Source organism: Salinibacterium sp. NK8237 (assembly GCF_015864955.1).
Taxonomy (GTDB): Bacteria; Actinomycetota; Actinomycetes; order Actinomycetales; family Microbacteriaceae; genus Rhodoglobus.
In genome coordinates, this window is sequence record NZ_JADYWE010000001.1 from 464,485 (window position 1) to 489,182 (window position 24,698).

At 60.6% G+C, this 24,698-nt stretch carries 23 protein-coding genes and 2 tRNA genes; 8 read left to right on the top strand and 17 right to left on the bottom strand.

Annotated features, from left to right (window positions below; translation table 11 throughout):
* Positions 1-88: 88 nt before the first annotated feature.
* Positions 89-1,558, top strand: coding sequence for a helix-turn-helix domain-containing protein (locus tag I6E56_RS02255; protein WP_197135723.1), 1,470 nt, complete (start codon positions 89-91; stop codon positions 1,556-1,558).
* On the opposite strand, the gene I6E56_RS02260 is transcribed toward I6E56_RS02255, so the two are convergent.
* Positions 1,555-2,382 carry a DUF1684 domain-containing protein gene (locus I6E56_RS02260; RefSeq protein WP_197135725.1) on the bottom strand — a complete coding sequence of 276 codons (828 nt, stop codon included), beginning with the start codon at positions 2,380-2,382 and terminating at the stop codon, positions 1,555-1,557. The genes I6E56_RS02255 and I6E56_RS02260 overlap by 4 nt on opposite strands.
* Before the next feature lie 76 nt (positions 2,383-2,458).
* A complete protein-coding gene (locus I6E56_RS02265) occupies positions 2,459-3,817 on the bottom strand; it encodes a CoA transferase (protein ID WP_197135727.1) in 1,359 nt (452 codons plus the stop codon).
* Between the two features lie 34 nt (positions 3,818-3,851).
* Here I6E56_RS02265 and I6E56_RS02270 point away from each other — a divergent pair, with 34 nt between their 5' ends.
* The 3 genes from I6E56_RS02270 to I6E56_RS02280 all read left to right on the top strand — a co-directional run bounded on the left by I6E56_RS02270 (position 3,852) and on the right by I6E56_RS02280 (position 5,520).
* Positions 3,852-4,040, top strand: a complete 189-nt coding sequence (locus I6E56_RS02270) for a PLDc N-terminal domain-containing protein (RefSeq protein ID WP_197135729.1) — start codon at positions 3,852-3,854, stop codon at positions 4,038-4,040.
* 83 nt (positions 4,041-4,123) lie between these two features.
* Complete coding sequence (locus tag I6E56_RS02275) at positions 4,124-4,786, top strand: Pr6Pr family membrane protein (protein WP_197135730.1); 663 nt, start codon at positions 4,124-4,126, stop codon at positions 4,784-4,786.
* Positions 4,787-4,851: 65 nt separating this feature from the next.
* Complete coding sequence (locus I6E56_RS02280) at positions 4,852-5,520, top strand: HAD family hydrolase (protein WP_197135733.1); 669 nt, start codon at positions 4,852-4,854, stop codon at positions 5,518-5,520.
* A gap of 10 nt (positions 5,521-5,530) precedes the next feature.
* Here the strand turns inward: I6E56_RS02280 and I6E56_RS02285 are convergent.
* Positions 5,531-5,604 (bottom strand) — tRNA-Ile (locus I6E56_RS02285).
* Between the two features lie 216 nt (positions 5,605-5,820).
* Here I6E56_RS02285 and I6E56_RS02290 point away from each other — a divergent pair.
* Entirely contained in the window at positions 5,821-6,363 is a 543-nt protein-coding gene (locus I6E56_RS02290; RefSeq protein WP_197135735.1) for a Dps family protein, read from the top strand.
* 55 nt (positions 6,364-6,418) lie between these two features.
* On the opposite strand, the gene I6E56_RS02295 is transcribed toward I6E56_RS02290, so the two are convergent.
* Positions 6,419-7,663: a glycosyltransferase gene (locus I6E56_RS02295; RefSeq protein ID WP_197135737.1), complete on the bottom strand. Its 1,245-nt coding sequence runs from the start codon at positions 7,661-7,663 to the stop codon at positions 6,419-6,421.
* A gap of 130 nt (positions 7,664-7,793) precedes the next feature.
* Positions 7,794-8,735, bottom strand: coding sequence for a DMT family transporter (locus I6E56_RS02300; RefSeq protein ID WP_197135739.1), 942 nt, complete (start codon positions 8,733-8,735; stop codon positions 7,794-7,796).
* A 40-nt stretch (positions 8,736-8,775) separates the two neighbouring features.
* Here I6E56_RS02300 and def point away from each other — a divergent pair, with 40 nt between their 5' ends.
* Positions 8,776-9,339 carry a peptide deformylase gene (gene def / locus I6E56_RS02305; protein ID WP_197135741.1) on the top strand — a complete coding sequence of 188 codons (564 nt, stop codon included), beginning with the start codon at positions 8,776-8,778 and terminating at the stop codon, positions 9,337-9,339.
* A 4-nt stretch (positions 9,340-9,343) separates the two neighbouring features.
* On the opposite strand, the gene I6E56_RS02310 is transcribed toward def, so the two are convergent.
* From I6E56_RS02310 to dusB, 12 genes are all read right to left on the bottom strand, one after another.
* Entirely contained in the window at positions 9,344-10,009 is a 666-nt protein-coding gene (locus I6E56_RS02310; protein ID WP_197135743.1) for a response regulator transcription factor, read from the bottom strand.
* On the bottom strand, positions 10,006-11,301 hold the full coding sequence (locus tag I6E56_RS02315) for a sensor histidine kinase (RefSeq protein WP_197135744.1): 1,296 nt from the start codon (positions 11,299-11,301) through the stop codon (positions 10,006-10,008). The genes I6E56_RS02310 and I6E56_RS02315 overlap by 4 nt, the downstream gene beginning before the upstream one ends.
* Before the next feature lie 196 nt (positions 11,302-11,497).
* Positions 11,498-11,570: transfer RNA gene (locus tag I6E56_RS02320), tRNA-Asn, on the bottom strand.
* Between the two features lie 51 nt (positions 11,571-11,621).
* Positions 11,622-12,659 (bottom strand): beta-propeller fold lactonase family protein, encoded by a 1,038-nt coding sequence (locus I6E56_RS02325; RefSeq protein WP_307842729.1) that lies wholly within the window; start codon positions 12,657-12,659, stop codon positions 11,622-11,624.
* Complete coding sequence (locus tag I6E56_RS02330) at positions 12,646-13,467, bottom strand: ABC transporter ATP-binding protein (RefSeq protein WP_307842730.1); 822 nt, start codon at positions 13,465-13,467, stop codon at positions 12,646-12,648. The genes I6E56_RS02325 and I6E56_RS02330 overlap by 14 nt, the downstream gene beginning before the upstream one ends.
* Before the next feature lies 1 nt (position 13,468).
* Entirely contained in the window at positions 13,469-15,148 is a 1,680-nt protein-coding gene (locus I6E56_RS02335) for an ABC transporter ATP-binding protein (protein ID WP_197135748.1), read from the bottom strand.
* A complete protein-coding gene (locus tag I6E56_RS02340) occupies positions 15,145-16,173 on the bottom strand; it encodes an ABC transporter permease (protein WP_197135750.1) in 1,029 nt (342 codons plus the stop codon). The genes I6E56_RS02335 and I6E56_RS02340 overlap by 4 nt, the downstream gene beginning before the upstream one ends.
* A gap of 2 nt (positions 16,174-16,175) precedes the next feature.
* Entirely contained in the window at positions 16,176-17,270 is a 1,095-nt protein-coding gene (locus tag I6E56_RS02345; protein WP_197135752.1) for an ABC transporter permease, read from the bottom strand.
* A 108-nt stretch (positions 17,271-17,378) separates the two neighbouring features.
* On the bottom strand, positions 17,379-19,001 hold the full coding sequence (locus I6E56_RS02350) for an ABC transporter substrate-binding protein (protein ID WP_197135754.1): 1,623 nt from the start codon (positions 18,999-19,001) through the stop codon (positions 17,379-17,381).
* 160 nt (positions 19,002-19,161) lie between these two features.
* Complete coding sequence (dnaG, locus tag I6E56_RS02355) at positions 19,162-21,069, bottom strand: DNA primase (protein WP_197135756.1); 1,908 nt, start codon at positions 21,067-21,069, stop codon at positions 19,162-19,164.
* Positions 21,070-21,101: 32 nt separating this feature from the next.
* The gene (locus I6E56_RS02360) at positions 21,102-22,346 is read right to left on the bottom strand and encodes a deoxyguanosinetriphosphate triphosphohydrolase (RefSeq protein ID WP_197135758.1); all 1,245 of its coding nucleotides are present in this window, start codon (positions 22,344-22,346) and stop codon (positions 21,102-21,104) included.
* A complete protein-coding gene (gene dusB, locus I6E56_RS02365; RefSeq protein WP_374059088.1) occupies positions 22,336-23,544 on the bottom strand; it encodes a tRNA dihydrouridine synthase DusB in 1,209 nt (402 codons plus the stop codon). The genes I6E56_RS02360 and dusB overlap by 11 nt, the downstream gene beginning before the upstream one ends.
* Positions 23,545-23,559: 15 nt before the next feature.
* Between dusB and I6E56_RS02370 the strand changes: the two genes are divergently transcribed.
* The gene (locus tag I6E56_RS02370) at positions 23,560-24,039 is read left to right on the top strand and encodes an aminoacyl-tRNA deacylase (RefSeq protein WP_197135761.1); all 480 of its coding nucleotides are present in this window, start codon (positions 23,560-23,562) and stop codon (positions 24,037-24,039) included.
* Complete coding sequence (locus I6E56_RS02375) at positions 24,039-24,479, top strand: hypothetical protein (protein ID WP_197135762.1); 441 nt, start codon at positions 24,039-24,041, stop codon at positions 24,477-24,479. The genes I6E56_RS02370 and I6E56_RS02375 overlap by 1 nt, the downstream gene beginning before the upstream one ends.
* Positions 24,480-24,698 lie beyond the last annotated feature (219 nt).

Here is a 24,698-nt window from a genome sequence, read left to right on the forward strand (position 1 = left end):
CCCTGCACTAGTTCTTCACCACGATTTATTGCAGAATTATCATGATTCTTCTGTTTTTCGACAGAAGGCCATCAAGGAGGATGTTCGGATGACCCCACGCACGCGTACGCAGGCAGACGATGAGGACATGTTCGATTCCCTCACCGTTGGCCGCCGCATCCGTCAACTCCGCACCGATCGCGGTCTCACCCTCGATGACCTCGGTGCCGCGCTCGAGCGTGCGGCCTCTCAGGTGTCTGTTATCGAGAACGGCAAGCGAGAGCTCAAGCTCAGCGAGCTGCAGAAGATCGCCCGCTTCTTTGAGGTGTCGGTGGATGAACTGCTGAGCTCAGAGCCACCGTCACCGCGTGCTGCCCTCGAGATAGCTCTCGAACGCGCGCAGCGCGGTCCGCTCTACAACTCGCTCGCGCTGCCCGAGCTGCCGGTGCGCAAGACCCTCAGCGATGAGGCAATCGAAACCGTGCTCGGCTTGCACGACGAATTGCAGCGCCTCCACCGCGAACGTGCGGCAACGCCCGAGGAAGCCCGCCGCGCTAACACCGAACTGCGGCGCGTGATGCGCAGGCGCAATAACTACTTTGGCGAACTTGAGACGACAGCCCGAGAACTATTGGATGCCGTCGGCCACACCGGCGGCCCGCTCTCCCAACGGGTTGCCTCTGACCTTGCCTCCCACCTCGGGTTTTCACTGCACTACGTGCCCGATCTGCCCGCCACTACTCGCAGTGTGACGGATCTACGCAATGGCCGCATCTACCTGCCAGTCGCGCAGGCTGAGGGAACAGACCCGCGCTCGACGCTGCTGCAGGCGCTTGCCGGGCATGTGTTGGGCATCCGGGAACCCGCCGACTATTCAGAGTTTCTCTATCAGCGGGTGGAGACGAACTATCTTGCGGCGGCCCTCATGGTGCCGGAGAAGACCGCGGTCGAGTTTCTCACCGCAGCCAAGGCGCAGCGAGAACTTTCCGTCGAAGATCTGCGCGATGCATTCGCGGTGCCGTACGAGACGGCGGCCCACCGCTTCACGAATCTGGCGACTGAGCATTTGGGCGTTCCCGTGCACTTCTTGAAGGTGCACGAGGGCGGCACAATTTCCAAGGCCTACGAAAACGACAGTGCAGCTTTTCCGACGGATGCGCTCGGCGCGATCGAGGGACAAATCGTGTGCCGGCAGTGGAGTGCGCGCCAAGTCTTTGATGTCGAGGACCGCTTCAGCCCGTACCACCAATACACCGACAAGCCGGGCGGCACCTACTGGTGCACGTCGCGCATCCAGTCGGGTCGGCGTGGCGATTTCTCGGTGAGCCTTGGCACTCCGTTTGCGTCAGCAAAGTGGTTCCGTGGGCGCGACACCACGAACCGTGCCGTCTCAACGTGTCCGGATGAGGGGTGCTGCCGCAGCGCGCCCGAGAACCTGTCGTCCCGCTGGGCGCAGCATTCGATCCCGAGCGCGCGGCTCAACAGTTCGCTGCTCGCGGCAATGCCCACCGGAATGTATCCCGGGGTTGACACCACTGAAGTGTTTGAGTTCTTGGAGTCGCACTCGCCGCGCGGCTAGTCGTGAAGCAGCGAGCCGTCCTTCTTCAGCACGTTCTTTTCGCCGGCCTCAATAGCGACGGCAAAACGGTTTTGCTTCGGAGGCATGGGGCAGTTGAAGTTATAGCTGAAGGCGCAGGGCGGCAAGATCGCGAGATTGAAGTCGAGAACGATGGTGCCGTCGGGGTTGGGAGCGACGAACAGGAAGCGGCCAACGCTGTAGGTATCGACGTCGCTGGTGGCATCCGCGAACACGAGCTGAAGCGCACGGCCTGATTTGAAGGCGGCGAGGCTGTAGTCGACGCCATCCTTGGTGAAGGAGATGTCGCCTGGAATCGGCTGTTCGCGCTCCTGGCCGTTGTCTTTCAGGTGCTCGAAGCCGAGGGTGGTTCCCTCGGGGTTGGGTGTGAACGCGGCGGTGATTACCCAGTCCGGGTTGTACGCGTAGGCGTCGATCGTGCCGAATTCTTGGATCGCGGGCGAGTTGGTGTCCCAGACGCGCAGGGCGTGGTTTCCTTCGGGGGCTGTGATGACGAACCCGGTAACGGTTTCTCCGAACACGATCGTGCTCGGGTCTACATCACTCTTGCTGCGCACAACGGCGCTGCCCTCAACAAGCGTGCCATCGACAACGATGTTGTCTTCTGCGGTGGCGGTGACCGTGAGACCATCCTCGTGCGGAGCCCAGGTTCCGGGAACGCCCCAGATCGTCTGCTCAGCGTCAACCCACTGAGTGTTCGTCAGCGCAAGGTTGCCGTTCTGCTGCACGACCGCCTGGTCGCGACGTTCGCGAAAGAGCGCGAGCTTAGCTTCGGGCGTGAGTGTTGGCGCAGCAGTGTCAGTCATAAGTCCATCCTTGTTGAAGTCCATGATGCCAACCACCGCCGACACGGGATTATTTCAGGAAAGCCAGATCGGCTTGCTAAGAAAGCCACGCGGCGTCGCTCGAACCCCACTCGACCGCCGGGGCACTGAAGCGCCCGGGACTGCCATCGTAGGCGGGAGCCGGAACCGCGCTCGTGACCCCCTCCTGCGTTGTCACCGTTGGAGTGAAACCAGCGGATGCCGTGGGCGCGTGCCGCGGACGGCGCTGCTGCAACAGTTCGCTCGCCAGTCGCGCAAGCGACACCTCCACGAGCCACGAGTGGCCCGCATCGATGCGTCGTCGCACCGCGGTGGCGATGCCCGCCGCAAGCAGATAACCAGCGGCATGGTCAAGAGCTTGAGCGGGTAGAGTGCCCGGCGTTCCCTTGCCTTCGCCCTCAACCAGCGCAATTCCTGTTGCGGCCTGAACGATGCTGTCGAAGCCGCGGCGTTCAGCCAATGGTCCGACTGTTCCCCACGCCGAAAGGCGGCCCACGATAATTCCCGGGCGTCGCTCGGCGAGAGCCTCTGGTGAAAGTCCGAATTTATCCAACGAACCGGGACGGTAGGCGGTGAGTACGACATCCGCGGTCTCGAGCAGCTTCTCGAAGGTTGCCCGGTCGGTGTCGTCGTCGAGGTCGAGCAGGGCCGAACGCTTGCCGGCACCAGTGTCGAGGTGTTGCCACGGGATTTCAGGATGCCGCGGGCCGTCGATGCGCAGAACGTCGGCGCCCCACAGGGCCAAGGTTCGCCCCGCGACCGGCCCAGCGATCACGCGAGTGAGGTCGAGCACGCGGAGGCCAGCCAGTGGCGCGTCGATAGTCGTCTCAGCAAGCTGAGCCGGTTCGGTATCGCCGAGCGACGACACCTCGATGACAGGCAGTTCGGCCAACGCCTGAGCTTGCGGATGCTCGGCCCACTCCTCTGCGGTGCGCACCACGGTCGCGACTCCCCCGGCGGCTACAACTCTCTCTTCAACCTCGGCCGCATCCATCGTGTGGAGCGCGAGCATGAACTCGTCGGCGCCCGTACCATCGGGCAGGTCGAGCGCGCTCAGCAGGGCTGAGCGGTGGTGCGGATAATTGGCATGCGTGCGCACCCAACCGTCGCTGCAGGGCCAGAATCCAGAGAGCTCTGCCCACGCAGCAACCGGTTCGCCACCGTGGCGAAAGTGCTTGTCGCTCGTGACGGCAGTCGCCACTTTGAGCGGATTGAGCTCAACTGAAGGAACCGCGCAGCCGACCCTCCGTGCCGCCAGCAGCGACGCAGAAAACGAGGCGGCAGCGATCGCGTCATGAACGAAGCGGCCCGAAGGCAGCGTTCCGGTGAGGGGCACGGCAGTGCCGTTGTCGCGCACTAAGGCGAGGGCGGCGGCATCTTCCCCAAGGGACTGCCACGCTGCATCCAGCAAACTCATAACTTGATAGTGCCACGCCGGGTAGATTTAGACCATGGAACCTATTAGCTTCAGTTTTGGCGTCGTCGGACTGGTCATCTTCATCATCACCGTCGTTTCGATAGCCAAGAGCAACAATCACGGTGTGCTCGGCAAGTTCGTGTGGATCTTGGTCGCCTTCTTCCTGTCGATCTTCGGCTCGATCCTGTGGCTGATCTTCGGTCGCGGCAAGGTGCGCAACTAACGACACAGTTCACCTTCCGCGTGCGATCGCGCTGCATTCGCTAGAGTCAGAGCGATCGCACGCTTTTTAGTTCGAGGGGAACTATGACTTACGCCGCCAAACCCGCCACGCCCGAAACCCGAAATGGCGCGGTCGTTGTCGCAGTATTGCGCTTAGCGATTGCCGCGCTCGTCGCTGCTGCGGTGCTCGCAACCGTTGCCGAAGCGGCAGGTCGCACGGTGATTAACCCGTTCAACATGTTTGGGTATTTCACGATTCAGTCAAACATCATCCTTGCGGTCGTGTACGCGGTCATCGCGGTAGTTGCCCTGCGCGGCGAGGCTGCTTCGCCGGCTCTGAATATCGCGCGCGCGTCAGTCACGACCTACATCATCATCGTCGGCGTTGTGTATGCGACGCTGCTCGCCCCACTCGGTGCAGCCGGCGGCGTTCCCGTCGCTTGGGCGAACACAGCACTGCACATCATCACCCCGATTTTCGCCCTGGCCGACTGGATCCTTTTCTCCGACCGCGCCCGCATCGCCTTCAACCGGCTCTGGATCGTGTTGATCTACCCGATCGTCTGGGTCATCGTCGTTCTCGTACGCGGCGCAACTGATGGTTGGGTGCCGTATCCGTTCCTGCACCCCGACACCGGCTACGGCAGCGTCTTCTTCTTCGTCGGCCTCATCGTCATCGTCATGATCGCATTCGGGTCTCTCGTATTCTGGATCTCAGGCAAACGTTCACTTCTGCGCGTACCGTAAGCCCCAGTACTTGAGATAGCCGCAGCATTCGGGCTGTGACGCTGGAGTGCGGAAAGCCGGTAGAGATGACAAACGCCCCTGTGACTCTGTTTTTCGACGTCAACGAAACCCTGTCTGATCTTTCGCCCGTCGCCGATGCTTTTGAAGCGGTTGGCGCAACGCGAGATCGTGCAGCATCGTGGTTCGCGAGCATTCTGCGTGACGGATTCGCGCTCACCAGCACTGATAGCGATGCGCGCTTTCTCGACATTGCCACCGTAAACGCGCGCGACGCTCTCGGCAGCTCTCCCATCACCATTCCGCTGGACGACGCAGTGGATGCTGTCATCACCGCTTTCTCCAGCGTGCAGCTTCACGAGGATGTTGCTCCGGGATTCAGGTCGCTGGCCGACGCCGGCCATCGACTGTTCACTCTCTCCAACGGACCTGCGAGCAATGCCGAGCGGATGCTGACGGAAGCTGGTCTCGCCGATTCCATGACTGGCTTCCTGTCGGTGGAGGGTTACTCCCCCTGGAAACCTGCGCGCGCAGCCTACGAGAGTGCTCTGACTCGATCAGAAACTGCAGGAACCGCGTACCTTGTGGCGGTGCATCCGTGGGACATCCACGGTGCCGCCAACGCCGGACTCTCGACCGTGTGGGTTAACCGCACGAAGGCGACCTATCCCAAGCACTTTGTATCGCCAACGCTGACCGTCGAAACACTCGGTGAAATCGACGAGCGCTTGGCTTAGAGGACGAATGTAGGGCGGATGGGACTTGAACCCATGACCGACGGATTATGAGTCCGCTGCTCTAACCAGCTGAGCTACCGCCCCGTGCCCGCACGAGTGCGAGCGTATCTACGTTACCGGCAAAATCGGTTAGTGAGCGCACGCCACTGCGCAGAGAGAACATGGTCGTAGGATCAGGATTCTCCGAGCGTGATCTCGCGCTCGGCAACCGGATCTGCGAACACGAGTTCGCCGAACACATTCAGCTAGCTCCCAAGCAACCTTGAGCCAGCCTTCACCCAACACTCCTACGGTGGAGCCATGACTGATTCACAGAAAGCGCAGACCACAAGTCCGGCCAAATCTGGGGCTCGCAAAACCCGCCAGCAGAATGCTGAGCGAGGGTTCACTGCGTCCAAGGGGCTGGCGGATCGTCTTCAGCAGGTGCTCGTAGAACTGCTCGAACTTCAGTTGCAGGGCAAGCAGGCTCACTGGAATGTCGTCGGCAAGAACTTCCGCGACACCCACCTCGTGCTTGACGAGATCATCGATGCCGCTCGGGGCTTCAGCGACACGATCGCGGAACGGATGCGCGCGCTGCATGCCACGCCTGATGGCCGTAGCGACACTGTTGCGGCAACCACCACGCTCCCCGAGTTCCCCGCGGGCGAAGTGGACACCGCGCACACCATTGACCTTCTGACGGAGCGGCTCGAAGGCACTATCGCTACCATTCGCGAAGTGCACGACCCCATCGATGAAGAAGACCCTACGAGCGCGGATCTACTGCACGGCATCCTCGAAACGCTCGAACAATACGCCTGGATGGTGTCGGCCGAGAACCGCACCCCCGCAAAGAAGTAGGCTCCACGCCTTCGCTCACGAGCCGATTGCTGTGGCTCCGAAGAGAGCGTCTCCGCTAGGAGGCGCTCTCTTTTTTGTTACTCGACGAGGATGCAGCCGCGACTTCTTCGCCGCGATACATGCTCTCGAAGGTGTCTAGGGTGCGCTGGATGTCGTGGTCAGCCACAATGGCCAAGCTTTCTTTCTTGAACTTCAACAGCTCATCCGCGGGCAAGGTGAGCACCTGCGTGAGCTTTGCGGCTAGGTCGTCAACGTTGCCGGGCTCGAAGAGGAAGCCGTTCTCACCATCGTGCACGAGGTGCGGAAGCGCCATGGCGTCGGCAGCAACAACGGGAAGACCCGACGCCATCGCTTCCATGGTGGAAATGCTCTGAAGTTCTGCGATTGACGGCATCGCAAATACTGAACCACGCTGCAACGCCTCGCGGAGTTGTTCCTGGTCAACGAAACCAGTGAGCGTTACACGATCCTCGATGCCCAACGAGACTGCGAGGGCACGGAGTTTACCTTCGAGCTCTCCCCCGCCCACGATCTCAAGCTTTGCATCGAGTGCTTGGTCAAGAATCGCGACCGCGCGAATAAGCTTGTCGATCTGCTTTTCGTCCGAAAGCCGCCCCAGGAACACAATGAGATTCTCTGGCTTGGGTTCAAGGTTTCCGTTGTAGCCATCAGCGTTGATGCCACACGACACCGCGACGACGTTGCGCACGAGCGTGTTGGCTTCGAGATATTCGGCGGCTCGGCGCGTAGGTGTGGTGACCCAGGCAGCGCGCATGAAGGAGCGTCCCGCCGCTGCCCAGCCTGCCTGGATAGCTTTTCGGCGCAAAAACTTGGGGATGATGTAGGCGTGATCGAGAAGGTTTTCGGGCATGAAGTGATTGGTTCCGACGAGACGGATTCCTCGCTTCTCACCCTCGATCGTCATGCCACGGCCGATAATAATGTGCGACTGAAAGTGGATGACGTCAGGCTTCACCTGATCGAGAATGCGTGCCGAGTTTTGCTTCACCCGCCACGGCATCATGAATCGCAGCCAGGGATGGCCGAGCCAGCGCCACGAGTAAAGGCGGTGCAGGGTTACTTTGTGACCCTCGTGCACTTCAACCATCGTGCCCAACTTCTTGTTGGAGTACGACGGAGCCACAATGTGCACATCGTGACCGCGCTCGGCGAGCCCGGCCGCTAGCCGAGCAATGAAAGTTGCCGCCCCGTTGATTTGTGGCCAGAAGGTGTCTGCGCCAATCAGAATGCGAAGTCGCGGTTTGCCCTCGTGGGGCGAGCGTCTCACAGCGGAAGTCACAGTCGAAGAGTTCCTTAACAGTTGTGCGTCACGAGGCAATTCGTTTACGACCCGGTCAGGTCAACGGCACCTAATAACGTACCTCACGACACCTACCGCCACGGGCCGATAAGCCGAGCCACGCGAAATGCTAAGACTTTAGCTGCGGGTGGTGCTTCGAGAGCGAGAAGACGCCGAAAATGGCCACCGCACCCGTAATCACGAACACGATCACTGCCCACAGGGGCGCATCCGCGGCTTCGCCGAGCACAATGATGCCGATCGTGACCGCGACGAGAGGGTCAACAACAGTGAGCCCTGCAACCACGAGATCGGGCGGACCGGAGGCGTAAGCGGTCTGCACGAAGTAGGAGCCAAGCAGGGATGCTGCAATGAGTCCGACGATGCAGAGAATCGTGAGTAAATCGGTGCTTTCGAACCCGGAACCCGCAATCATGATCGTCTTGATGCGATCGATGACGACCTTTGCTAGCGTCGCGACGAAACCGAACAGCATGCCGGCGCCGAGAATATAAAAAACTGGAGAGGCGTTCTTTCGGAAAACCAGAAACAAGACGATCCACAGCGCCAAAACGATCGCCAACACGATAAGCACGATCGACAACTCCCGTTGGGTGATCACCGTCGATTTCGCGAACATCGCTGCGATCCCGACAAACACCCCAACTCCCACAACACACATCACGATGGCGCGAATAGAAATGGCATCCAATCGCACTTTAGCGATGCGGGAATTCATGATGGCTGTCATCACGAGCGCCACCGCGCCAAGGGGCTGAACCACCATCAGTGGAGCGAGCGACAAGCTCGTCAGCTGGAACACAATCGCCAGCCCCAAGAATGCTGTTCCGATGACCCATGACGGGCGAGCAAGTAGCGCTCTCACCTGCGAAAAATTGAGGCCCGTACTCGCTTCGCTGCCGTGGTGTTGTTCCATACGGGCGACGCCACGATGTTGGAACTGTGCCCCAAGCGACAACAGGATCGCGCCGATGATGGCGAGCGGAATTCCCACCGTTTGCAGCGGCGTCAGGGTGATCTGATCGCTGAGGTCAAGGATGTCCGGCGGCACTCGTCAAATCTACTCGGTTCACACGGGATATTCTGGGTACATGGCCGTTCTTCCCATCATTATCACCGGTGACCCGGTGCTCCACACTCCAGCGAACCCGGTAACGGCCTTCGACAGCGAGCTCACCACCCTCGTCAACGACATGGTCGAGACCATGGAAGAAGCGCCAGGCGTTGGCCTTGCCGCTCCCCAAGTGGGCGTCGGTCTGCGCATTTTTGTCTACGACTGGACTGATGACGACGACGTGCGCTGGCATGGAGTGGCCATCAACCCTGAGCTGTGGCAAAGCCCGACCCCCGTTGTTGATTCTGAAGAAGCGGATGAAGAGGGCTGCCTCTCGATCCCCGGCGAACGCTACCCCCTTGCCCGTGCCGACCTGGTCATACTGCGCGCCTTCGATCTTCAGCAGCAGCCCTTCGAGATCAAAGCGTCCGGTTGGCTCGCCCGCATCTTCCAACATGAATACGATCACCTCGACGGCGTGCTCTACGCCGACCGCCTGCAGGCTCCGGATGCCAAGGCCGCCGCGAAAGCGATCCGCAAGCAGGGCTGGGGCCAGCCTGGCCTCTCGTGGTTGCCCTCCGAGGAGCAACTCGACGCCTAACTCGTCACACCGCCCGCCCCAGCGATACCAGCCCGGTCTCATAGGCAATGACAACGAGTTGTACGCGGTCGCGCGCCATGAGCTTGGACATAATGCGGGAGACATGAGTTTTGGCTGTCAGCGGGCTCAGAAAGAGTTTGACGCCGATTTCGGCATTTGTGAGCCCCTGCCCAACCAGAGCAAGAACCTCGCGTTCACGCTCGGTGATCGCCGACAGGATGCTGGCATCAACCGCCACCTGCGAGCCGCGGGCAAAGCGTTCGAGTAGTCGTTTGGTTACGCCGGGGCTCAGCAGCGCGTCGCCGGAAGCGACCACACGCACCGCCCGGATCAGTTCGACCGGCTCAGTGTCTTTCACGAGAAAGCCACTGGCTCCGGCGCGAATAGCCCGCGCGACATACTCATCGACCTCGAACGTTGTGACGACAACGATGCGCGTCTCAGCGAGGTCGGGAAAGGTCGCAATTTGTTCGGTTGCCCAGAGGCCGTCACCATCGGGCATCCGGATGTCCATCAGCACGACATCGGGACGTTCTCGCCGCACAACCTCGATAACCTCGGTTCCGGTGGCCGCCTCACCCACGACCTCGATGTCATCTTCGGCGCTGAGCAGACTGCGAAAGCCCGCGCGAATCAGTTGCTGATCATCCGCAACAACAACACGGATCATGCGGATGCCGAACGATGCGGAATACGAGCGGTCACCACAGTGCCGCACGGCTGTGCATCGGCCACGCGGAGCGTGCCGCCGAGTAGTTCAGCCCGTTCGCGCATGCCCAACAGCCCCCGCCCCGCTGAGTGTCCGTCGGCATCGATACCGACACCGTTGTCGGTAATAGTAACGACATAGTCGTCGCCTTCGACCGCCAATGAGACGATGGCGGAGGTTGCTGAGGCATGACGCACCACATTGGTGAGCGACTCTTGCACGATTCGGTAAAGCGCCAGTTGCAGCGCCGGGGCAGTATGTTCCGAAATCTCTGAGGTGAGTTCCACCTCGATACCTTGCGCTCGCACCGAGTCGGCGAGGCTCGCGAGTCGAGAGAGATCGGGCTCAGGAACCAGCGGAGCATCATCCTCACCAGCGTCGACGCTTTCGCTTCGCAACATACCTAGCAGCGATCGCACTTCATCGAGCGCTTCTTTGCTGGAGAGTTTGATGCTCGCGAGTGCTTCTGCGGCTTGTTCTGGCTGCTTATGCATGAGATGAAGACCGACGCCAGCCTGCACGTTGATCTGGCTCAGTGAGTGCGCTAGGACGTCGTGCAACTCCCGCGCGATTCTTGTGCGCTCAGCTCGCAGCTCCTCTTCACGGCGACTCGCAAAGGCGGTGTGGAACTTCTCGAATTGCTCACGCCGGCGACGATTCGCTTCAGCGAAACCCAGCACCAACAGCAGCCCGATCGTGGTGGGAACAACGCGATGCGGGTCTAACTCAATGCCTACAACCAGCGCGGCGAGAAGGGTCGCTTCCCACACGACAATCATCGACACCCAGGTCCAGGTGCGTGCCCCATACGAAATCGCGATGACAATGGCGAACGCGAGAGCAAGATAGGGCGGGGAAAGCAGTGAGTAGCCGATGAGAAAGTCTGCAGCAGCCAAAGCTGAGATGACGGCAATGAGAGGCCCCGGATACCGGCGGATCCACAAAAGCAACAACGGGCCGATGAGGGAAAGCGCGATGGCAGCGATCCCGCCGGCACCAATGCTGCTGAGTTCAAGAACGGTGCTGAATGGCAGCACCGATGCCGCATCGCCATACTCCGCGTAGGCGCCCGTCCAGATCACCCCCACGATCGTGATCGGCACTTGCACTAGCAGCGAAATCACCACCGGAATCCAGCGTCGCAAGCGCCGCGATCGCGAAGACTGCGACGCGCTGATACCCGTGCCACTCAGAAGCGATTCGAGCATCGCATTCGATGTGCGCGGTGCGGAACGACGGGACAGCGAAGGCATTCTTCGATGCTAGTTGGCCGTGTGGGCTGTTGCGTCGGCCCGGCGGTGCAGCTCGGGGTACTCCCGGCGGAGTAGGACGCGACGCTCGTCCCCCGTTGGCATCTCCACGGCACTTCGAATGTCGCACGAATCGCCGTGAGGCTAATGGCACCGGGATGCACAAAGTCCCGGCCACCTTAGTGGCCGGGACTATAAGCTCCTCGACTTGGACTCGAACCAAGAACCTACGCATTAACAGTGCGTTGCTCTGCCAATTGAGCTATCGAGGACCGCTGTGCAACTCAATTACTTTAGCAAATGATTTCGCAGTTGAAAAACCATCAGGCGATTCTGGCGAGGTATGTTGGCGAAAGTACCCGGGTTGGCGGGGCAATCAGCTGCGGAATACCGTTCGGATCGATTCTGAAACTAGCCACTTCGTGCGAATACTGGTTGCAGACGTGAAGAACGTCGTCACTCATGATGATGTGGCGCGGCCAGTTTCCCTCGCACGACACCGATGTGAGCGGTGCAACGCTTCGCCCGTCTTCGGCGATGGCCATAACCGCAATCTGATTGCTGTGACGCACCCCAGCGTAGGCAAAGCGGCCGTCGGCAGAAATCGCGATGGCGGAGGCCTGGTCGCCTTCCACAGCACCGGGCAGCGCGATGGAACACAGCTGCGTTAGCGCACGGTTCTTCCACTCGAAAACGAGCAAGCCGCATCCGTGTTCTCCCAGCACATAGAACAGATCGCCGGGGCGGGCCACAATGTCGCGCGGACCAAACCCTGCCGGCGTAGCGACCTCAGCAATCTGTTCGATCGCAAAATCGGTGTAGCTAAAAATACGGATGAGGTCGGCGCCCAAATCGAGAGTGAAGAGGGTGTTGTCGTCGACAAAAACAGAGGAGTGAGCGTGTGGGCCCTCCTGTTGCGGTCGCGGACCGAGGCCAACAGTCTCGACCACTTGACGCGTGTCGAGCGCGGTGGGTTCCGCCGAAGCCTCGATGACTCCGAGCGTGCCAGTGCCATAGTTTGCGGCAATGATCGTAGTGCCGTGGACCGTGATGTGACAGGGAAATTGGCCGCCGCTGGTGGTGAATGCAGGGTCGCTGAGGGTCTCGCCGTCGCGATCGAATGCTGCGACCTGGCCTGATCCTTCGAGCGTCGAATACACGCGGTCACCATCGACCACGATGAAGGATGCCGAGGGCACCTCCGCAACGCGCTGCGCGAGCTCGAGCGACCCATCCGGCCTACTGCGCATGACAAAGATGCCTTCGGACTCGCACTCCATGTCTGCGCCCCAGCCGCCAACCAACCAGGTCGAGGCGGGCACGGGCGTGATCTCGGGCGTTGAGTCGTTAGCGCTGTTCACGTTCAAGCTCCACAAGTGAGTTAGCGAGCCCCTTCACGTAGGGGTGCCAAGGATCGGAAAGGACTTCGGAGAGTTCGCCAGAGCCGACGAGGATTCCCCGATGCATGATAGCGACATTCGTCGCGACCCGACGCACCGCAGCAAGGTCGGCGGTGACTAGCAGGGCCGAGAATTCGCGTTGGGCTTGCAGATCGACGATGAGATCGAGAATGGCGGCACGCACATTGACGTCAATACCTGCGGTGGGATCGTCGGCCACGAGCAGTTGCGGCTCCAAAATCATGGCGCGGGCGATCGCCACCCGTTGGCGCTGCCCCTTGCTCAGTTCGAACGGATACCGGTTCATCACCGAGAGCGGCAGCCGCACCGTATCAATGAGGGTCGCGACCGCTTCGGCGGCTTCCCGCTGACTGAAACGACGATCGCGCACAAAGATCGGTTCGGCGATATTTTCAGCAACAGTGAGCCGACTACTGAGGTGGTTGCCGGCATCCTGAGGCAGATAACCCACCCGCAAGCTCAAGTGATCACGCTTGCGTCGACTTACCGACCTCAACTCAGTGCCCAGCACGGCGAGTTCTCCCCCGCTAAACAGCGGTGAACCGTGGGCACCGGTCTCAGCATGCAGCGCGACCGCTTTGGCGAGAGTGCTCTTGCCCGAGCCACTCTCCCCCACGACTGTCAACACCTCGCCAGCAGCAATCTCAAAACTCAGCCCGTTGACGGCAATCGAACGCGTTTCCGGATTTCGAGAGGGATAGCGCAGCGACAGGTCGCGCGCGCTCACGGTGGGCTGAGTAGAAGTCACCTCAATAATCTACGGCAGTCAGCGCCCTCAGTGCTTCGCGGCGCTCTGTCTGCTCACGAGGATCCGGCACCGGCAGCGACGCCAGCAAGCGTTGAGTGTAGGGATGCTGCGGATTGCCGAGCACCTCTGAGCCCACACCCTCCTCCACGAGCTGCCCCTTGTAGAGCACCGCGATGCGATCGGAGAGCATGTCGACGACCGCAAGATCGTGACTAATGAACAGGGCTGCGAAGCCGAGATCCCGTTGCAGATCAGCGAACAGCTCAAGCACTTTCGCTTGCACCGACACATCAAGCGCACTCGTCGGTTCGTCGGCGATCAGCAGTCGTGGCCGCAAAGCGAGCGAACGGGCAAGGCTGGCGCGTTGCCGCTGTCCACCGCTTAACTCGTGCGGGAAGCGATCGCCAAAGGCTTTCGGCAACTGAACGGCTTCGAGAAGCTCATCAACACGCGCCCGCGCATCATTAGGGTCTTCGGCCTTGCCGTGCACGATCAGCGGCTCAGCAACGCACTGAGCAATGGTGAGCAGCGGGTTGAAGCTGGAGGCGGGGTCTTGGAAGACGAAACCAATGTCGCTGCGCAGTGGTCGGAATTGACGTTCCTTGAAGCCAAGCATTTCGTGGCCCAGAACAGACAACGAACCGCCGGTGATTTTGTTGAGCCCACCAATCGCACGCCCGATCGTGGTCTTGCCGGAACCACTTTCACCAACCAGGCCGAGCACCTCACCGGGTGAGATCGTGAAGCTCACGCGATCAACGGCACGGAACGGTGCGCGACCGAAACGGCCAGGGAACTCGATCTCGAGGTTGTCAGCAATGACGACAGGTTCGACATCCTTCTCGCCGCCAGCGGCCGCACGATCAGTCACGCGTGCGGCTGCCCGCGAAGCACCCGAACCGATACGAGGAACGGCTGCGAGTAACTTCTGCGTGTAAGGATGCTTGGCCGAATCGAACAACTGCTGAGCTGGGGCTTCTTCAACCAGCTTGCCTTGATACATCACGGCGACCCGATCGGAGAGATCGGCGACGATGCCCATGTTGTGGGTGATAAGGATGATCGCAGCACCAAACTCATCACGGCACCGGCGCAGCAGATCGAGGATCTCCGCTTGCACCGTGACGTCCAGAGCGGTTGTTGGCTCGTCGGCCACGATCAGCTCTGGCTCGAGCACGAGCGCCATGGCGATAACGACACGTTGCTTCTGCCCGCCCGAGAACTGGTGCGGGTAATAATCGACCCGCGACTCCGGCTCCGGAATGCCCACCTTGCGCAGGATCTCGATCGCTTTCGTACGCGCCTCGCGCTTACCAACATTGCCGTGGGCGCGAAGCCCTTCTGCGATCTGCCAGCCAACCGTGAAAACGGGGTTGAGCGCTGTGGAGGGCTCTTGAAAGACCATCGCGACGTCGACGCCACGAAGCTCACGCAAGCGCTTGCCGGACATGCCAATAACTTCTTTGCCGTTCAGCACAATGGCACCGCGTGATACTGCCGTCTCGGGCAACAGCCCGAGAACAGACTTGGCCGTCACGCTCTTGCCACTGCCGCTCTCGCCGACGATCGCCAGCACCTCGCCCGGGGCAAGACTCAGCGACACATCATCGACAGCTTTGACGTCTCCACCATCGGTCGCGAACGTTACTTCGAGATTCTTAATCTCCACAATGTTGGTCATGATCGAGCCTCCAGCGGGTCAACAGAGTCCATATCGTCGTTGAGGTCGAGCGTCGAGATAGGAGCAGTTTCTAGCGCCGGCGCCGACTGGTCGGCACGCCGACGGGTGCGCAGTCGCGGATCAGCAAGGTCATTGAGTGACTCCCCCACCAGAGTGATTCCGAGAACCACGAGAACGATCGCGAGCCCGGGGAACAGTGACGTCCACCAGATGCCGCTCGTGACATCCGAAATCGACTTGTTGAGGTCGTAGCCCCACTCGGCCGCCGCGGATGGCTCAATACCGAAACCGAGGAAACCAAGACCCGCGAGAGTCAGGATGGCCTCAGAGCTGTTGAGCGTAAAGATCAACGGCAGGGTGCGCGTCGCGTTGCGGAACACGTGGCGGAACATGATCCGCGGAGTGCTCGAGCCAATGACCTTCGCCGATTCGACGTAAGCCTCCGACTTGATCCGTACCGTTTCAGCACGGATAACGCGGAAATACTGCGGGATATAGACCACAGTGATCGATACCGCCGCCGCAAACACTCCACCCCAGAAACTCGACTGGCCACCGCTGATCGCAATTGCTGCGACGATCGCGAGCAGGAGCGTCGGGAACGCGTACACCGCGTCGGAGATGACCACGAGAACGCGATCAATCCAGCTGCCAAGGTAACCCGAGACCAAGCCGAGAAGCACTCCGGCGAAAATCGACAGTGCAACCGCGACGACGATCACGAGTAGCGCAGTTCGCGAGCCCCAAATCACTCGCGAGAGCACATCGTAGCCACCGACGGTGGTGCCCAAAATGTGTTGACCGCCGGGAGGAATTTGGGCTCCGAAGGAACCCTCTTCGTCTCGCAGCTGCGAGAAACCATAGGGAGCAAGTAGCGGAGCAAAGAGCGCCGTCAGCAAGAAGATGCCGGTCAAGATGAGCCCGGCAACGAGCATGCCGCGCTGGAGTCCTACCGACTGGCGAACCTGGTGAACAATAGGCAGTTTGCGCCATACAGCCACAAAACGTGAGGGTGTCGTTGTCATGATTAGTACCTCACCCTCGGGTCGATAATCGCCGCAATGATATCGACGATGAAGTTGGTCAGTGCCACGATCACCGCGAGCAACACCACAATGCCCTGCACCGCCACGAAGTCACGAGCACCCAAGTACTCGACGAGCTTGAAGCCAAGGCCCTTCCACTCGAAGGTGGTTTCAGTCAGCACCGCGCCTCCCAACAGAAGTGCGATCTGCAAACCGATAACAGTGATGATCGGAATGAGCGCGGGCTTGTAGGCATGCTTGCGCACGAGACGGTATTCGCTCACGCCACGGGAGCGCGCAGCATCCACGTAGTCCATCGACAGCGAACCAATGACGTTGGTGCGCACGAGCCGCAAGAAGATGCCGGCCGTGAGCAGCCCGAGCGCGAGACCAGGAAGCACGGCGTGCGAGAGCACATCGCCGATTGCTGCCGGGCTGCCCAGACGGAACGCGTCAATCAAGTAGATACCCGACTTGTTGTCGAGCGTCGTCAGTTGCAACTCTGTGCGAGTGGATGCTCGGCCTGCCACCGGCAACACCTTCAGCCAGACGGCAAACACGAGCTTGAGAAGCAGCCCCGCGAAGAAGACCGGAGTCGCGTAGGCGAGGATCGCGGCAACCCGCAGCACGGCATCCGGCCACTTGTCGCGGTAGTACGCCGCGACCATGCCGAGCGGAATACCCACGACGAGAGCCACGAGTACAGCGTAAAACGCAAGCTCGAGAGTGGCGCTGCCGTAGGTGACCAGCAACTCAGAAACGGGACGACCATCAGTGATGGCGGTACCAAAATTGCCGGTGAAGACCTGACCGAGGTACTCGAAATACTGAACCAAGAGCGGACGATCGTAGCCTGCAGCGCTAATGCGTTCCGCAAGCTGGGCTGCCGTGAGCCGGTCGCCCAGAGCCGCCGTGATGGGGTCACCGATCGAGCGCATCAACAAGAACACCATCGTCACGAGGATGAACACGGTCGGGAAAATCAGAAGAAAGCGAACTATAAGAAAACGAGCAAGAGGATTTGTGATCCCCCGAAAACGCCGGGTGGGCGGTTCTGACTGTGCCGGATTGATCACGGCGGGAGCGGACTGCGACATACCTACCTATCGTGCAGAGAACGAAGACGAGGAGGTGACCCACATCGTGTGTGGGCCACCCCCTTTCGTCACTACGCTAGGCCAAGGCCTAACTAGAGCGAATTGCTCCTATTTGGCCAAGCTGCCGTAGCGGAACTTGAACGAACCGTCGAGCGTAGCTCCGGTAACGTCCTTGCCCGTCACAGCGATCTGTGCGCCCTGAAGGAACGGCACGGTCGACAGCTGAGCTGCAACCTTCGCCTGAATGTCCTCGATCATTCCCTCACGCGTAGCAGGGTCGAGTTCGGTGGCCTGAGCCACGATCAGATCGTTAACTTCGGCATCCGCATAGTGGTTAGCGAGGAAGTTACCGTCTCCGAAGAACGGGGTCAGGTAGTTGTCAGCGTCGGAGTAGTCCGGGAACCAACCCAGCTGGTAAGCCGGGTAAGCATCGGCCGTACGCTCGCTCGCGTAGGTAACCCACTCGGTCGACTGCAGGTTGACTTCGAAGATTCCGTCAGCCTCAAGCTGGCTCTTGACCAACGCGTACTCGTCACCCGAAGACTCGCCGTAGTGGTCTGGGTTGTACTGGAGGTTAAGAGCTACCGGAGTCTCGACACCGGCATCCGCGAGACGCTTTTGCGCTGCTTCAACGCTCGGGCCGCCGTCGCCGTCGCCGTAGAGGTCCTTGAGAACCTCGGTAGCGCCGGTCAGTCCGTCGGGAACGTAGGAGTACAGCGGCAGGTAGGTGCCCTTGTAAACCTGGTCAGAGATTTCCTGGCGGTCGATGAGGTCAGCAACAGCACCGCGAACAGCGAGCGACTTCTCGGCGTCAGCCTCGGGAGTCTTCGCGCCGTAGGGCTGCGTGTCGAAGTTGAACACGATGTAGCGGATTTCTCCACCGGGGCCAACGATCACATTGACGTTGTCGTTGGTCTCAAGGTCAGCGACGTCGGTTGCAGACAGGCTGCGGTGTGCGACATCAATGTTGCCCTCTTGAACATCGAGCTTCAAGTTTGAGGCATCGGTGTAGTACTTCAGCGTGATGCTGTCAGTAGCTGCAGCGCCAAGAACACCCTGGTAGTCGGGGTTGGCCGTGAACGACACGATGTTGTTGAAGTCGTAGCTGTCGATGACGTACTGGCCAGCGAAAGCCATGCCGTCAACGATCTCTTCATCGGGGGTAACCGAGTCAGCAGAGAATACTTCTTCATCAACAATCGGGGCAGCCGGGCTCGACAGAATCTGAGCGAACGTCTGGTCGTTACCGTTGATCAAGTGAAAGACCACGGTGGTGTCATCGACGGCTTCAACGCTGTCGATATTTCCGAGAAGAACAGAAGGACCGTTCTCGTCGTTGATCGCAATCTGGCGATCGAAGCTAAACTTCACGTCCGATGAGGTGAGGTCATTGCCGTTGGCGAATGTGAGGCCCGGCTTGAGCACGACCGTGTATTCGTCTTCGCTCGTGTACTCCGCGGACTCAGCAATGTCAGGTTCAACATCAGAGGTGCCGAGCGGCGAGTTGAGCAGGAACGGGAAAACCTGGTTCATCAGGGCAAACGAACCGTTGTCGTACGAACCGGCCGGGTCGAGGAACGTGACTTTGTCAGTCGTGCCCACGATAAGCGACTCGGAACCGCCAGAGCTGGAGTCATCTCCAGCTTGGCAACCGGTCAAAGCGAGCGCGAACGCTGCTGTGCCGGCAATTGCAGCAAGGACTCGCTTGCTGCTCTTGGATGCGGATGTCATATCCGTCTACCTCTTCCTGTTGCGTGCAGAAAATGCGACGGCGCGTTTGTAGGCGCCGCACATCGTAGTTGTCCAGTAGTAACACACGAGGAACCTTCGAGACTAGGTCGTCCGCCCCCGAACAGGGGATGTTTACACGACTGCAACCAAAGACGCTGAACTAAGCGTCATCGTGGAGCGCTCGACGCTCCGCTTCGATCCTCATCAGGTCACGTTGGGTCTGCACATAACGCTCGGGATCGCTCTCACGGACCATGCGCTGGAGCACGCCGAGCAACTCACGCTTCTGGCGGAGAAAGTCCCGCTCGATGAGGTCTGTAGTGACCTGCACGCAATACACCGGGATGCGCTCTTCGCGCTCCGGAATGGGGGCAACACTGAGCTGCTTCACGAACGTGGAGAACGACGACGGCACCTCATCGGCGACCGCCGATGCCCAACCAGGATCGAGCGCTCGGTCAGCGAGAGACGCGATCGCATCCCGCACGACCGCAAGCGATGGCTCAGCAATTGAAATCTGGGTGAGCTTGCCGATCAGCTCGGCGCCGACGACATCCGGATGCTGCAGCACCGCCATGAGGGCGTCGCGTTCTAGACGCGTGATGGCATCGACGCGCAGGTTCATGATCGACGGCCCCGGCTGTGCTGGCGCTTCCCCAAAACCCTCTGGCGGAGTCTGCGTCGATGGAGCGGACTGCGACTGCTGCGGTGCCTTCGAGGGCCCAGACGGGGCAACGTGACGCTTCGCTTCGGTGACAGCGGCCTGAACCTCAGTGGGCTCCATGCCGAGCCAGCCCGCAACACTGCGCACATAGCCAATACCGAGCGCCGAGTCACGAATACCGGCAACCACGGGGGCCGCAGCGCGCAAGGCAGCAACACGACCCTCAACTGTTTCGAGATCGTGCACCGCCAGCTCACGACGAATCTTGAACTCGAACATCGGCTTGCGCGTGGTGACGAGACGACGCACCGCGCCGTCACCCTTCTTGAGTCGCAAATCGCACGGGTCGAGCCCGTCGGATGCCACCGCAACGAAGGTTTGCGCTGCAAAACGGTGTTCCTCGGCGAACGCACGGTTCGCGGCCTTCTGGCCCGCCTCATCCGGGTCAAAGGTGAAGATCACTTCACCCGTGGCGGTGGTGTCTGCGTTGTCGTAATCGCCAATCATGCGACGAACAATCTTGATGTGGTCGACGCCGAACGCGGTTCCACAGGTAGCGACAGCGGTCGTAACTCCCGCAAGATGGCAGGCCATGACATCCGTATAGCCCTCGACGACCACGATCTGCTTGCCGCGCGAAATATCTTTCTTGGCAAGATCGAGCCCGTAGAGCACTTGGCTCTTGTGATACACCGGGGTCTCGGGAGTGTTCAGGTACTTGGGGCCCTTGTCATCGTCGAGCAAGCGGCGGGCACCGAAGCCGAGCGTTTGGCCCGTGACATCGCGGATGGGCCACACCAGCCGACCACGGAAACGATCGTAATAATCGCCCCGCTCCCCCTTGCCGATGAGGCCGGCGACGACGAGGTCTTCTGAGGAGTACCCCAACTTGTTGAGGTGCTTCGTGAGCGCACCACCGCGCGGCGCAAAGCCAATACCGAAGCGCTCGGCCGCGGACTGGTCGAAACCACGCTCACCCAAGAAGCTACGACCTGGCGCCGCTTCTGGGGTCGCCAACTGAGCGACGAAGAAGTCGGATGCAGCCTGATTAGCAGCCAAGATGCGAGCGCGATTGCCGTGATCGGTTGCCGCGCCGCCATCCTCATAGTGAAGTTCGTAGCCGAGGCGCCCGGCCAAGCGCTCGACGGCCTCGGAGAAGGAAACGTGATCCATGCGCTGCAGGAAGGTGTAAACATCGCCGCCTTCACCGCATCCGAAGCAGTGATAAAACCCGACCTGGGGCCGCACGTGGAAGCTAGGGCTGCGCTCTTCGTGGAAAGGGCAGAGGCCCTTCATCGAGCCGGAACCAGCGCTCTTGAGCGTGACGTAGTCGCCAACGATATCGGCGAGGTTGGTGCGCGAACGCACCTCGTCGATATCGCTTCTTTTAATCAGGCCAGCCACAATCGCAATTCTAGGCCGAGCGGCCGACGACTCTAGCCAACCAAACGTGTATGCCACGCAATCGCGGACTGATCAGTGAGGCTAGCCACCTGATCTACTACTGCCCGCTTGCGCTGGTGATCGTTCTCAGCGGAATTCCAATCGGCGGTGAATCCGGAATCAAGGTTCACCGGAGCGGTCCACAGCAGCACATCGGCCAGTTCAGTGAGCACATCACGCTGCTGCTGGTAGATGGGGCGGCGCGCATTCGTCGACATGACGAAGGCAGCAACGATGCCCTTGAGCACAGCAATCTCCGCTTGGATCTCAGCGGGGATCACAAGGCTGCCGCCGAAGCGAGCCAAAGCGTCAGTCGGATGAGCTTCACGCGTCGCCTGAACGGCGGCACCGGCGAAGCGGCCGATGAGCTGACTCGTGAGGTTCTTGAGGCGACCATGCGCGGCACGGGAGCCATCCCACTGATCAATCCACGGGTCGAGAAGATCGAGACGGTCGAAGGCCGCAATGAGTTCGTCGTGCGTGAACTCGCCACCGATCCACTCAAACATCGACTTCACAAGGTCGTCGTGGTTGACGCGAGCACCGAGCGCGGTGACATCAATAAAGTCACCAACGATGGCGTCTTCGAAATCGTGGACCGAATAGGCGATGTCGTCAGAGAGATCCATCACTTGCGCTTCGATGCACCGCTGGCGGTCGGGAGCACCGGCACGCAGCCACTCGAACGCGGCAGTGTCATCATCGAAGAAGCCATATTTGCTGCGACCGCTCGGGTCAGGAATACCCTGAGCGCTCGGCCACGGGTACTTCGTGCTTGCGTCCAAGCTGGCCCGCGTGAGGTTGAGACCGTAGCTCTTGCCATCCGGGCCAAACACCTTGGGTTCGATGCGCGTCAACAGACGAAGCGTCTGAGCATTGCCCTCGAAGCCGCCAATGTCAGCCGCCCACTCATTGAGCGCACGCTCGCCATTGTGGCCAAAGGGCGGATGCCCGAGGTCGTGCGAGAGACACGCTGTGTCGACAACATCAGGGTCAAGGCCGAGGCTGTCGGCAAGCTCGCGGCCCACTTGAGCGACCTCGAGCGAGTGGGTGAGACGGTTGCGGGCAAAATCGGTGCCCATCGTCGGGCTTAAGACTTGAGTCTTGGCGGCTAGACGGCGCAGTGCACTCGAATGAAGCACTCGTGCACGGTCCCGCGCAAAATCGCTGCGACGACTCGAATGCTGCTCGGGAAACCAACGCTCGGCGTCAGCCTCGGTATAGCCATTAGCCGCCACTGGTGCTCAATTCTGCTTGGTTGAGTTCACTACGGTGAGTCTCCTGCAGTTCGCGGCTATCGAGCCAACCCTGCGGAAGTGATGGCTTCTTCGGCGTTCCCGCGCGACCACGTTGGCCTTCAGCGTCAGCACCCGGGTACTGCTGGCTCCAATCGAGCTGAGCCAACAGTTCGTCGAGCTGAGCGAGGTCGTGCACGGTCGCCATTGCTGCGCGCAACTCTCCGCCGACCGCATAGCCCTTGAAATACCAGGCGACATGCTTGCGGATGTCGCGGCACGCTCGATCTTCATCGCCGAAGAATTCCACCAGCAGTTCGGCATGACGCTTAAACGCAATGGCGACTTCGCCGAGTGTTGGCTCTGCCTTGAGGGACTCTCCTCGGAAGGCGGCAGCGAGGTCACCGAACAACCACGGGCGGCCGAGGCAACCGCGACCGACAACGACTCCGTCGCATCCGGTCTCGTCGACCATGCGCAGAGCATCGGCGGCACTCCAGATGTCACCGTTACCGAGAATCGGGGTATCGGTGATGGTGTTCTTGAGCTTTTCGATGGCCGACCAGTCTGCGTGCCCCGAATAGAACTCTGCGGCAGTGCGCGCGTGCAATGCGATGCTCGCAACACCAGCGCCGGCGCCAACGCGGGCAGCCTCAAGGTAGGTCAAGTGGTCAGAGTCGATGCCCTTGCGCATCTTGATCGTCAGCGGAACATCGCCGGCAGCCTTCACCGCGCCCTCGACGATGTCGCGGAACAGGTCGATCTTCCACGGAAGCGCCGCTCCCCCACCCTTGCGAGTGACTTTGGGAACGGGGCATCCGAAGTTCAAGTCAATGTGGTCGGCACGGTCTTCGGCCACCAACATCGTGACCGCTTCAGACACCGTCTTAGGGTCAACCCCATAGAGCTGGATGCTGCGGGTCGTCTCTGACTCGTGGTGCGTGATGAGACGCATGCTCTCCGGCGTGCGCTCAACGAGGGCACGACTCGTGATCATTTCGCTGACATACAGCCCAGCGCCGTATTCGCGGCAGAGCCGGCGAAAAGCGGTGTTGGTGATGCCGGCCATGGGCGCCAAAACGACAGGAACATCAAGGTCGAGGTTCCCGATTGAGAGCTGTGGCGCGACACGCGGGTCGGCAGGGGCAAGAATAGTCACGTAGCAATTGTCCCACGGCGCGCCTGAACCAGCGCCGCACATACCGGGAGGCCCCGAATGACCGCAGGAACCGACCGCGTCCGCGACGATGCCGAGCGCCGCGGCATCCCGATCGAGATCGTCGAACGCGCACCAGCGACCTCTCTCGAACACGCCGCCGAACTGCTCGGAATCACCCCCGCCGAGATCGTGAAGTCCCTCGTTGTCAAACGCAGCGACGGCAGCTACCTCTTTGCCCTCGTTCCCGGCGACCGCCAGATTTCGTGGCCAAAGCTGCGCGCCGTCGTCGGCGTCAATAAGTTGCGGATGCCCGAAGCCTCCCTTGCGCTCGAAGCCACCGGATTTGCGCGCGGCACCATCACCCCGCTCGGCAGCAGCACCGCTTGGCCCGTGTTCGCCGACGAACGCATCGCGGGCAAGCGAGTATCGATGGGTGCCGGAGATCACGGCCACACGGCGTGGATACAGGCCGACGAACTCATCAGCGGCCTAGAGGCGACCGTCGCCGACATAACGAGCGAAACAGGAACCGACTAATGGCCCTCGAGGAACATCCCAACGTCTTTCGATTCGAAGCTCGCCTGTGGGTGAGCCCCGCACCGCGAGAAGAAGCTCGTGAACAGCTGCGCGCCCAGCGCGCATGGGACAAGGAGAACGCGAGGCTTCAGCGCTGGTGGGTTTCCTTCAGCATTGGTGCCGCGGTTGGGGTTGGCGGAATTCTGGCGGTCGGAGCCGCATCGAACCTCGATCCCACCCTCTACCTGCTGCTGTTACCTCTCGGCTTTGGCGGCGGCGCCATCCTCGGAGCCCTCATCAACAAGCGCTTCAATGCCCCTGAAGCGCAGCATGCCTCCTTGCCCGCTCGCCCCACCACCGTGCCGCTCACGCTCATCCCGTCGCGGGTTGCCAAAGCCGCACCAGAATTCGCTTCCGCTGCAGAAATCATCGAATGGTCTCACCGAGGTTTCGTGAGTTAACGAGCATTTGTTACAAATAGAAGTCGGGAATGTGGCCAGTGTCTTAACTTGCTAGACCACCGTAGATTTCTGGCGCTCACGCACACTAACGTGAGCCTCTAACCCGCACAACCCACACCCGCATTACCCGTACTCCTGAACTTCTCGGAGTCACGACCCACCCTGTCGCGATTCCTGCCTGCACGCACGCCAACGATGCCGCTGTGACCTTCCGTCGCG